Genomic DNA, 9,962 nt, shown 5'->3' on the forward strand with positions numbered 1-9,962 from the left:
CTACCGGGACGCCTCCTCGTACTCCTTGTCCTTGGCGCCGTCCTTCTCCTTGGCGGTGTCCTTCTCCTTGCCGCCGTTCCTGCCGTTGGAGCCGGAGCCGCCCCGGGCCTTGCGGCCGTTCCCGGACTTCTCCTCCTCCTTCAGCGCGTCCTCGTGGGTCTTGACGACCTCGCTGTCGCGGATCTCGCCGCGCCAACCCTCGATCTCGTCGGCGTGGGTCAGCGACTGCGTCATCACGTGCCGGCGGAAGTGCTTGAGCTCCAGCCGGACGCGGCGGCCCTGCGCGCGCCAGATGTTGCCGGTCCGCTCGAACAGGCCCTGCGGGTGGTACTCCAGGACCACCAGGACGCGGGTCAGGTTCGGCGCCAGCTCGTGGAAGCTGACCGTCCCGTCCACATGGCCCTTCGCGCCCTTGGAGCGCCAGACGACGTGCTCGTCCGGGACCTGCTCGACGATCGTCGCCTCCCAGGTCCGCTTGGACCAGAAGATCTTCGCCTGCCAGTTCAGCTTCTCGTCGTCCGCCTGGTCGACGCTGATGACCTTCTTCATGAAGGACGGGAATTCCTGGAACTGCGTGAACTGGTCGTAGACGAGGCGGCGCGGCGCACCGATGTCGGTGTGCTCGATGATGTTGGTGACCTTCACCTTCTTGCCGCCGCCGCCCTTGCCGCCGCCCTTCTTCAGGGCACCGCCGACGGTGTCCTTGAGCCGTCCGAACAGGCCCTTCGCCTGCTCGGCGGGCTTGCCGGCGGCCTCCTTGGCGGTGTCCCCGGCGCCCTTCGCGGCGTCCTTCGCCGTCTTCGCCGTCTTCTTCGCCGGGCCGCCCGAGGTGCCCTTCGCGGCGGTGCCGCCGCTCTCGTCCTGCTCCTCGGTCCCGTCCGCCTGGTCGTTCCTGCGGCCGAGCGCGCGGCTCGCCGCGACGGCGGCGCCGGCGCCGAGCAGGACGCCGCCGGTGGCGCCGAGCGCCTTGCCGCCGGGGATGCCGCTCGGCAGGTTCTGCGTGATGCGGGCGAGGCCCGACGGGCTCCGCCGGCCGACCGGCAGCCGTCGAGCGATCTGTCCGATGGGCACCGGGCCCACCCTGGTTCCGCGATTCATGGTGCGTATCCTCCGCAGGGGTTCGATGTGAGGGTTCTGTGTCACGAGGCCCTGACGACCTCGCCTTCATGGATCTCGCCGCGCCACCCCTCGACTCCGCCGGGGGCGGTGAGCGAGCGGGTCATGACGTGGCGGCGGAAGTGCTTGAGCTCCAGCCGGACCCGGCGGCCCTGCGCGCGCCACAGGTTGCCGGTCCGCTCGAAGAGGCCGCCGGGGCGGTACTCCAGGACGAGCAGCACGCGGGTCAGGTCCGGCGTCAGCTCGTGGAAGCTGACGGTCCCGTCCACCCGCCCCTTCGCGGCCTCGGAGCGCCAGACGATGTGCCGGTCCGGGACCTGCTCGACGATCGTCGACCGCCAGGACCGGCTCGACCAGAAGATCCGCGCCTTCCAGTGCAGCTTCTCGTCGGACACCTGCTCGACGCCGACCACCTTCTTCATGAAGGACGGGAAGTCCTCGAAGCGGGTCCACTGGTCGTAGACCAGCCGGCACGGCGCGCCCACGTCGATCTGCTCGACGATGGCGACCAGGCCGCCGCGCCGCCCGCCGCCGAAGATCCGCTTGAGCGTCTCCTTCAGCGCCGTCCAGCCGAAGCTGAGCAGCGCCCGGCCCGGCGACTTGCCGTCGTAGAGGGCCCGGGCGCCCGCCAGCGCCGCCCGGACCAGCGGCCCGCCCTGCTCCGCCTCGGCCGTCAGCCGCCGGACGGCGCGCTCCAGCCGGGCCTCGAAGCGGGCGACGACCCGGTCCGCGGCCCGGCGGCCGGCGCGGCCGGCGGCGACCGCGGCCAGCGCGCCGCCCGCACCGGCGGCGAACCCGGTCCGGAAGTTCATGTGCTCGTCACCTCGCCGTTCTTTCGGGGTCGTGCGGCGGGCTACCCGCGTAAAGAACGGCAAAACAGGACGCAGGCCAGCGTCCGACCCTCCAGGCGAGCCGCCGGCACGGGACCGTCACAGCAGGTCACAGGGCCTCCGCGCAGAGTGAGGGCACCAAAACCGGGCGATCGGCGGCCGAAACCCGCCGACCAGACCAGCCCAGCGTGCACACCGGACCACGCCCCCCTCCGGTAACGGTTAAGCCTCTTGCGTAATGCACCCCTTGAACTGGTACGGACCAGTGTTTATCTTCATGGCCACCACGCGCGTTTGTGCTCAGTGAGCATTCGCACCGCGCACAATTTTTCATGCGCGAAAGGGAGGAGGGCCGGGCGGCCGACGCCGCCCGTGGGAGGACCACGCCAAAGGGTCATGCGACGGCACGCCGCACGACCGGTCCGGGGTGGCGTGAACATGCGGGCCGAAAAACGACGCACGGACGCGCGGGAGCGTCCGCAAGTGCGAGCCGAAGAAGGCGGGGACAGATGAAACGGCACCTCATCGGCGCCATCGCCGCGGGCCTCACCGTGGCACTCGGCGTCAGCGGATGCGGCAAGGGAAGCTCGTCCGGCGGAGACGACTCCGACGGCAAGACGATCAAATTCGTCGCGGCGATCTACGACGACAACACCAGGCCGTTCTGGGACGCTCTGATCAAGGACTTCGAGGCCAAGAACTCCGGGTACAAGGTGAACCTGGAGATGGTCGACTGGACCCAGATGGATGCCAAGGTGAAGACCTACGTCCAGACCAAGCAGGTCCCCGACATCCTCAACTACAACTCGTTCTCCGACTTCGCCCGGGACGGCCTGCTCTACAAGGCGTCCGAGGTCGTGTCGCCGGCCACGCTCAACGACTTCACCCCCACGTTCGTCGAGCAGGCCAAGTTCAACGGCGAGCAGTACACGCTGCCGTTCATCTCCAGCGCCCGGCTGATGTTCTACAACAAGGACCTGTTCAAGAAGGCCGGCATCACCGACCCGCCCAAGACCTGGGCCGACATCAAGGCCGACGCCGAGAAGGTCAAGAAGGCCGGCGCCATCGGCTACGGCCTGCCGCTCGGCCCCGAGGAGGCCCAGGCGGAGTTCTTCTCCTGGGCGATGAACGACAACGGCGGCTGGGTCGACTCGTCCGGCAAATGGGCCATCAACCAGCCCGCCAACATCGACACCCTCAACTTCCTCAAGGACCTCAACAAGTCCGGGCTGACCCAGCCGAACCCGGAGAGCACCGACCGCAAGACGGTGTTCAACCAGTTCGCCCAGGGCAAGGTCGGAATGGCGATCGGCGGCCCGTTCACCAAGGCCGGATTCATCACCCCGGCGAACCCGAACCTCAACTTCGGGGTCACCTCGCTGCCGGTGAAGAACGCGAGCTCGCAGCCCAACACGCTCGGCGTCATGGACGTCCTCGACGCCTTCAAGAAGAACGACGGCAAGAACAAGGAGGCCGTCAAGAAGTTCCTCGACTTCTTCTACCAGAAGGACAACGTCTCGCGGTTCCTCGCCAAGGAGGGCTTCCTGCCGACGACGAAGTCCGCCGGTGACGCGCTCAGCTCCGACCCGTACATGAAGCAGTTCGTGGACGCGCTGCCGACGAGCAAGTTCGCCCCCACCAGCAACCCCGCGTGGTCCGCGGTGGCGGGCGCCGTCAAGCAGAGCCTCGGCACCTCGGTCGCCGACAAGGACCCGAAGAAGGTGCTCGACGAGATCCAGCAGACCGCCGAAAAGGCGAGCTGAGTGCAGGACGTCGCCGTGAAGCGGGACGCCGGGCTCCGTCCGGCGTCCCGCGCCTCCCTGCCCAGGCGCGTCGGGCGCGCGCTGGTCCCGCTGCTGTGGCTCGGCCCGTCCATCGTGCTCATCGCCGTCGTGGTGCTGTGGCCCGTCATCGAGATGGTCCGCACCTCGCTGCTGAAGATCAGCTCGTCCGGCGTCACGCTCGGCAACCGCGGCTCGGCCAACTACACCGACCTGTTCGACGAGGACGCCCTCGTCCCCGTCGTGCTGCGCACGCTGCTGTGGGTCGCGGGCATCGTCGTCGTCACGATGGTGCTGTCGCTCGCGATCGGCCAGCTGCTCAACGCCCGCTTCCCCGGCCGCCGCGTCGTCCGCTGGGCCGTCATCGTCCCGTGGGCGGCGTCGGTGCTGATGACCGCGCTGATCTGGAAGTGGATGCTGGACAACTACTCCGGCATCGTCAACCGCGTGCTGCTCGACCTGCACGTCATCGACAAGCCGGTGAACTGGCTCGGCCACCCCCACCAGGCCATGGTGTGGATGATGTGGGTCGCGGTGTTCGTGTCGCTGCCCTTCACCTCGTTCGTCATCCTCGCCGGTCTCCAGTCCATCCCGTCCGACGTGTACGAGGCGGCGCGGGTCGACGGCGCCGGCGCGTTCCGCACCTACTTCGGGATCACGCTGCCGCTGCTGCGGCCCGCCGTCCTGATCGCCTCCATCATCAACGTGATCAACGTCTTCAACTCGTTCCCGATCATCTGGGCGATGACCGCGGGCGGTCCCGGGCACGCCACCGACACCACCACCACCTTCATGTACAAGCTCGCGTTCTACGACCAGCACGTCGGCGAGTCCGCCGCGATGGCCGTCGTCAACTTCGTCCTGATCCTGGTGATGGTGCTGGTGTACCTGCGGGCCACGCGCTGGCGGGAGGAGGTCCGATGAAACGCTCTCCCGTCCGCAAGGTCGTCCTCACCGGGGTCGGCTGGCTGGTCGCGCTGATCTTCGTGGCGCCGTACCTGCAGATGTTCCTGACCTCGCTGAAGACCGAGCACGAGCTGACGAAGTCGCCCGGCACCTACCTGCCCGGGCACTGGCAGTGGTCGAACTTCGTGGACGTCTGGAAGGCCGCGCCGATCTGGACGAACATGCGGGTGTCGCTCATCGTCGCCGCCGTCGCCACCGTGGTGACGCTGGCGTGCGCGATGCCCGCCGCGTACTACACCGCCCGCAACCGGTTCCGCGGGCGCGGCGCGTTCCTGCTGCTCGTCCTCGTCACCCAGATGTTCGCGCCGACCGCGCTGGTCATCGGCATCTTCCGGGAGATGGTCGCGCTCAACCTGACCGACACGCTGATGGCGCTGATCCTCGTCAACGCCGCGTTCAACCTGCCGTTCTGCGTCTGGATCCTGCACGGCTACTTCTCCAGCATCCCCAAGGAGCTCGAGGAGGCGGCGTTCCTGGACGGCGCCGGACGCGTCGGCGCGCTGTTCCGGGTGACGCTCCCGATCTCCGCCCCGGGAGTCATCACCGCCGTCGTCTACACGTTCATCTCCGCCTGGAACGAGTACATCGTCGCGTTGACCGTCACCGCGTCGCCCAACCGGCAGCCGCTGACCGTCGCGATCCCGTCGTTCGTCACCCAGTACCAGGCGCACTGGCAGTACCTGTTCGCCACCTCGCTGATCGCTATCGTTCCCGTCGTGATCCTCTTCGTGTTCATCGAGCGGTACCTGATCGGCGGCCTCACCGCGGGCTCGGTCAAGTGACCCTCATCGCGATCGACGTCGGCGGCACGTCGATGAAGGCCGCCCTCGTCCCCGCCCCGTCCGGCTCCGCTCCGTCGTCGGCCGGGGCCGGGGCGGGCGGGGAGGTGCTGATCTCCGAGACGTGGCCGACCGACCGCGCCGACCCCGTCGGCGGGATCCTCGACTTCGCCGCCCACATGGCCGCCCGCGCCGAGGCCCTCGGACGCCCTGCCCGCGCCGCCGGGATCGCCGTCCCCGGCATCGTCGACGAGGCGTCCGGCACCGCCGTCCGCGCCGCGAACCTCGGCTGGCGGGACGTGCCGCTGCTGCACCTGGCGCAGGAGCGGCTCGGCGTCCCCGTCGCCGTCGGGCACGACGTCCGCACCGGCGGCCTCGCCGAGGCCGTCCTCGGCGCCGGACGCGACGCGGGCGACTTCGTCTTCATGGCCATCGGCACCGGCATCGCCGCCGCGCTGATCCTGAACGGCACGACCTACCCGGGCGTCTCCGGATGGAGCGGCGAGGTCGGGCACATCGTCGTGCGGCCCGGCGGCGAGGACTGCGCCTGCGGCAACAAGGGCTGCCTCGAGACGTACGCTTCCGCCGCGTCCATCGCACGCCGCTACACCACCGGCCACGCCGCCGTCCCCGTCGCCGTCGCAGGGAGCACGCAGAACGGCGCAGCGGGCACCGCCGTCAGCGCCGCGACGAGCACCGCGCCTGGCACCACAGTGGGGGACGCAGGCAGCAGGCTGGGCAGCGCGGCGAGCGATGCAAGCAACACGACAGGCAGCACGCGGGGCGGCGCGACGGGCGGCACGCGGGCCGGCACGACGAGCAGCGCAGCAAGCGACGCAGGTGGCGTGACCAGGAGCACGAGCCTCACTGTGGACGGCACAGCAATCGGCACCACAGCCAACGCAGGCGGCAGCGCAGGCAACCCAGGCGGCAGCGGGGTCGACGGCGCGGCGCTTAGCTCGGCAGACGGGACAGCGCCCGACGACGAGAGCGGCCTGGGCACCGTTCGCGCGGAGGACGTGATCGCGCGGGCCGGCACCGACGATCTCGCCGCGCGAATCTGGTCCGAGGCCCTCGACTGCCTGGCCGACAGCCTCGCCGCCACCACTCTGCTTCTGGACCCGGGGCTGTTCGTCCTGGGCGGCGGCCTGGCGCAGGCGGGGCCGCTGCTGCTCGAACCACTGCAATCGCGGCTCGCCGAGCGCCTCCTGTTCCGTCCCGCTCCCCCGCTGGCCGTCACGCGACTCGGCGACCGCGCCGCCGTGCACGGCGCCGCACTCCTCGCCGCCCGACTCCTCTGACCCGCCCGGACACGCCTGATCCCGCCCGGACGCGGCTGACCCGGCCCGCACTCGGCTGACCTCGGTCCCGGTGGGGTCAGCCTCCTGAGACGTCGGGCCTTCAGCACGGCCGACTCCCGGGAGGTCGATCGGTCTCTTCGAACGGTCGGCCTCCCGGAACGGTCGCCCCGAACTGACGGTCGGCCTCACCGGACAGTCGACCTTCCGACATGCGCGGTTCCCAACCAAGCTCCCGGTGCCGGGCGCCTCACACCGGTGAGTGTTCAGCGGTGCGCTCGTTGGAGGTGGAGGCCGCTCGGGATCGACCCGGACTTCTCGTCGGCTGTGGCGGGCTCCGGTATCACCGCCTACGGCCTGGCCAGGAGCGACGATCGTCCCGAGTGCGGCATCTGGCGTCTGTCCGGCACCCTCTGGGCGATGTCCTGATTGGGTCTGCCTCGGTCGCGAGCGCGCTTACGAGTCGCCGACTCCCCGCGAAGCCCATCTTCCGACGAGCCCGACCGCTTCGCTCGCCAACTCTCCGGTTTTCGGGACGGCTTCCTGGCGAGGTTCATCTCTCATTGCGGGCTGGATCGGTCGTGTCGGACGGCTGGCCAACCTGCGTGGGCGGTTGGGCCGCAGGGCCTTAAGGAATTGGAAGCGAGGGAGCGAGTGCGGCGCGCAGCCGACTATTTGAAGTGGCCTTCACTCGGCCGAGACTTGGTACTTCCCGGGGTAGAGGGCGATCAACGAAATGGGGTGTTCGGGTGGTGGGGTGGCGCTTGCGTACGGGGCCGCCCCTCCAAAGTCAAGGGCGCCTTCGGCGTCGCTTCGCGATGGACTTCGTCCACCCTTGACTTTGGAGCCTCTGCGGCCCCTAGGCAGGTGATGGGGGCAGGCTCCGCCTGCCCCGCCCCCGGGTCGCGCCACCCCACCACCCCCCTCCGGAAGGTGCGAAATCCACTGCTGCGTGGCGCAAAGGGGAGCAAAGGGTTCGAAGGGTAAGCAGGAAGAACCGTCTTCCATGCGGTGTTGGCGTGCTCTGGCGTTGCGGTCTGAAAGGGAATGCGCTGTGTTCACCCAGGCTGCGGCGTTGGCCATTGCATCGGTATCGCGCTGTCGTGTCGGCATCGCATTGTCATGAGGCAGGCTGGCTCACCCATCGTGGGGGTGAATGCGGACGGACCGGCGCAAGGCGTGGCCGGGGTGAGGGTGGCGCGCCGGGGCGGGGTGGGTTTTGCGGCCCTGGTCCGGGGCGGTGTCGGTCGGTGTTGCTGGGCGGCGTAGCGAACGGGTGGGCCGGTGCCTCCGCTAAGCGCCGTCTGGAGAGGACAGTCGCAGCCGCTGCGGAAAGGTCGCCTGTGGTGCGGGCCCGCCGGGGCCGCCCGTCATCGGTGTGGATGCGGGCGGACCGGCGCAGGGCGTAGCCGGGTGTGGTGTTGCCGAGGGTGGGTGGTGACGCGGTCCAGTCCAGGGGCGGTGTGGGCGGGGTCGGTCTGGTTGAGCGGTGTAGTTGGCGGTTGGGGCGGTCTCTGAAGGGCTGTCTGGTGGTGGGGATATGTGCAGCCGGTGCGAGGCGGTCGGCTGTGGTGTGGGCATGCCGGGGCCGCCCGTCATCGGTGGGGATGCGGGCGGACCGGCGCAGGGCATGACCGAGCCCGGTGTTACTGGGGTGGTGCGGTTATGCGGCCCAGTCGAGCGCGGGGCTGTCGGGTGGGCCGATGCTGCCTGGTGGTCCGGCCCCGGTTGCGGATGCTCGGGCGTCGGGTGGTGGGAGTAGCCGGTAGACGTACCGCCCGTCCTGATCTTTGCTGATCTGGATCTGGTCGGGGCGACTGTGTTTGAACCGGTTGTGCCATCCGCAGGTGAGTGCGAGTTGGTCGATGTCGGTGGGCGATCGCCCGAGCGCCCATCCGCGGACGTGGTCGACTTCGCAGAGTGTCCCGGGGACCTCGCAGCCTCGTACCGCGCACGAGGGGTAGAGCGTCTCCAGCACCTGTCGTTGTGCTGCGGAGGCGAATCGTTCCCGGTAGCCCAGGTAGAGCGGGGTGTTCCCGCGCCCCAGGAGCAGGGGTGAGACTCCGGCGGAGAGGGCGATTCGGCGGGCCTGGGCGGCGGGGATCGGCGTCCCGTCGGTCAGGCGGGCCGGGGCGTTGCCTCCGGTCAGCGTCTCCAGGTCGCAGATCACGGTGACCTTGGACGCCTTGTGCCCACCTGAGAGCACGCTCGACAGCGCCGCCGCCGTCCGCTCGGCGAGGTCACGACGGTCGTCCGGCCCGGCCGGCTTGGCCAGCGGAGCCAGGGTGCCGTCCCAGATCGCGGCATCCTCGGGGTTCAGCCAGCCCTTGACGTACCGGCCGCCGTCCAGCGAACGCGTGGTCGTGAGCCAGGACTTGTCGTAGCCCCGCTTGGTGTCCTCGTCGGGGGCGTCTTCGGTGTCGTCGCGTTCGGCGATGAGATCGCGGATCCGACGGCCGAACGCGGCGACCTTCCCGGCCGAGAAGCCCTGCTCGACGAACCCGAGGAGGATTGTCTCGGCCTCGGCGCAGTCGGTGTCGTCCAGGCGGGCGACCGAGTCGGCGACGGTGGCGGCGTAACCGTGGGACAGGTCCCCGGCGGCGAGGCGTTCGGCCACCTGCGGGAGACGGCGACGCTGCCGCGCCAGCACCAGACGCTCTTTCACCCGGTTATCGCGCATGCCCAGCCGCGACCGCAGCCACGCTTGGGTGGAGGGATATCCCCACCGGGCCTGTTCTCCGCAGGCGTCGACTCGGCCGATGAATCCGGCGAGGACGCTTTCCTGCAGATCGGATGCGGCCACCAGGATTTCGGTGAGTTCTAGGCACGCGGCCGCTGATTCGGGGGCTTCGCGTTGTGCGAGTTCAGTGGCGATGGCCGAGAGCGCGTTCACCAGTTCCATGGTGGACGCGGCCTCAAGCTCGACCGTCACTGATTGCATACGTAAATAGTACCCTGTGTGACCGCCATTCGAGGCCGTTCAAGGCCGTTCGGGCCACATTCTTCCCGGTATTTTTCGGGCGGGAAAGGCTGCTGGGCCTCGTGGCCTGTTGCCCCTCCTCGCGCCTCACGCAAGGGCGATTCGTCCCTGACGGAAGGGGGTGGTGGGGTGGCGCGACCCGGGGGCGGGGCAGGCGGAGCCTGCCCCCATCACCTGCCTAGGGGCCGCAGAGGCTCCAAAGTCAAGGGTGG

General features: G+C 69.6%; 7 protein-coding genes. 4 read left to right on the plus strand and 3 right to left on the minus strand.

All coding sequences use genetic code 11. The annotated features are described in order from the left end of the window. Positions 1-1,071, minus strand: a complete 1,071-nt coding sequence (locus tag ABT299_RS28445) for an SRPBCC family protein (protein WP_500252575.1) — start codon at positions 1,069-1,071, stop codon at positions 1-3. Positions 1,072-1,139: 68 nt separating this feature from the next. Further along, positions 1,140-1,928 (minus strand): SRPBCC family protein, encoded by a 789-nt coding sequence (locus ABT299_RS28450; protein ID WP_387032304.1) that lies wholly within the window; start codon positions 1,926-1,928, stop codon positions 1,140-1,142. Between the two features lie 527 nt (positions 1,929-2,455). Here ABT299_RS28450 and ABT299_RS28455 point away from each other — a divergent pair. The 4 genes from ABT299_RS28455 to ABT299_RS28470 are packed head-to-tail and all read left to right on the plus strand — an operon-like array spanning position 2,456 to position 6,773. Continuing rightward, positions 2,456-3,709: an extracellular solute-binding protein gene (locus ABT299_RS28455; protein WP_500252576.1), complete on the plus strand. Its 1,254-nt coding sequence runs from the start codon at positions 2,456-2,458 to the stop codon at positions 3,707-3,709. Further along, positions 3,710-4,651 (plus strand): carbohydrate ABC transporter permease, encoded by a 942-nt coding sequence (locus ABT299_RS28460; RefSeq protein ID WP_500200794.1) that lies wholly within the window; start codon positions 3,710-3,712, stop codon positions 4,649-4,651. Next, a complete protein-coding gene (locus tag ABT299_RS28465) occupies positions 4,648-5,475 on the plus strand; it encodes a carbohydrate ABC transporter permease (RefSeq protein WP_190864801.1) in 828 nt (275 codons plus the stop codon). The genes ABT299_RS28460 and ABT299_RS28465 overlap by 4 nt, the downstream gene beginning before the upstream one ends. After that, on the plus strand, positions 5,472-6,773 hold the full coding sequence (locus ABT299_RS28470; RefSeq protein WP_500252577.1) for an ROK family protein: 1,302 nt from the start codon (positions 5,472-5,474) through the stop codon (positions 6,771-6,773). The genes ABT299_RS28465 and ABT299_RS28470 overlap by 4 nt, the downstream gene beginning before the upstream one ends. 1,660 nt (positions 6,774-8,433) lie before the next feature. Here the strand turns inward: ABT299_RS28470 and ABT299_RS28475 are convergent. After that, entirely contained in the window at positions 8,434-9,711 is a 1,278-nt protein-coding gene (locus tag ABT299_RS28475; protein ID WP_500252578.1) for an HNH endonuclease signature motif containing protein, read from the minus strand. Between the last annotated feature and the right edge of the window lie 251 nt (positions 9,712-9,962).

The organism is Spirillospora sp. NPDC000708, from assembly GCF_040299565.1.
GTDB lineage: Bacteria > Actinomycetota > Actinomycetes > Streptosporangiales > Streptosporangiaceae > Spirillospora.

What these genes read in the sequence shown, in the direction of transcription:
- ABT299_RS28450 (WP_387032304.1), bottom strand. Translation starts at nt 1,928, where the DNA reads ATGAACTTCCGGACCGGGTTCGCCGCCGGTGCGGGCGGCGCGCTGGCC.
- ABT299_RS28455 (WP_500252576.1), top strand. Translation starts at nt 2,456, where the DNA reads ATGAAACGGCACCTCATCGGCGCCATCGCCGCGGGCCTCACCGTGGCA.
- ABT299_RS28465 (WP_190864801.1), top strand. Translation starts at nt 4,648, where the DNA reads ATGAAACGCTCTCCCGTCCGCAAGGTCGTCCTCACCGGGGTCGGCTGG.
- ABT299_RS28475 (WP_500252578.1), bottom strand. Translation starts at nt 9,711, where the DNA reads ATGCAATCAGTGACGGTCGAGCTTGAGGCCGCGTCCACCATGGAACTG.